We start from the raw sequence: 683 nt of genomic DNA on the forward strand, positions 1-683 counted from the left end.
AAGTTTCTAAAATTGCCCAATCTTCTGCTAATGGTGCATCAGGATTGAGAACATCAAAAATAAACTCTCCAGTGGGCTTCAAGACTCGTTTAACTTCAGCCATAACCTCCGTCCAATATTCAAGGGGAAAATAACAACTCAACCCCGTTGCGATCGCTAAATCAAACTGATCTGCATCATACTCTAAATGATGAGCCGCCCCCAATTTTACCCCTTTAAACAGTTTAGAATTCAACTGTGGTCCCCGAGCATTCAAAGCATCTATTGCCACATTGCTAATATCTTGACCATAAAATAAAGCATTCCACTCTCGCCAAGGATAAATCAAAAAACTGACTCCACAACCAATATCTAAACACTGTTGATTTTTCTGGATTTTAGTCAGTTCCCAAAAGGGCGAAGTGATTTTAGCTTGTAGAGTTCCCGCCATGCGATCGCGAAAAATCGGCAAGTTTTCCACTTCTTCGGGAAGTTCAAAAGCCTCCCCTTGATATTCCCGATTAAAGCGATAAGCAACCGCATTCATAAGAGAATGCCATTGATCAGAAAGATAAGCAGAAGAACTCGAAGATTGTGAAGATCGATCAGACTTTTTAGACATCGTTATTTTTTCAAAGCTTTTTTAATTAAACCTGGAATTTGAGACGGACGGTCAGCCAAGGGAATTTTAGCTTTTTTAAACG

The 683-nt window shown here is 39.7% G+C and carries 1 protein-coding gene; it reads right to left on the reverse strand.

Annotated features, from left to right (window positions below; genetic code table 11):
- Positions 1–601, reverse strand: a 601-nt coding sequence (locus M595_RS28290) for a class I SAM-dependent methyltransferase (protein ID WP_023069969.1), incomplete at its 3' end; no start/stop codon positions are given.
- Between the last annotated feature and the right edge of the window lie 82 nt (positions 602–683).

The organism is Lyngbya aestuarii BL J (assembly GCF_000478195.2).
In the GTDB taxonomy this organism is placed as follows: domain Bacteria; phylum Cyanobacteriota; class Cyanobacteriia; order Cyanobacteriales; family Microcoleaceae; genus Capilliphycus; species Capilliphycus aestuarii.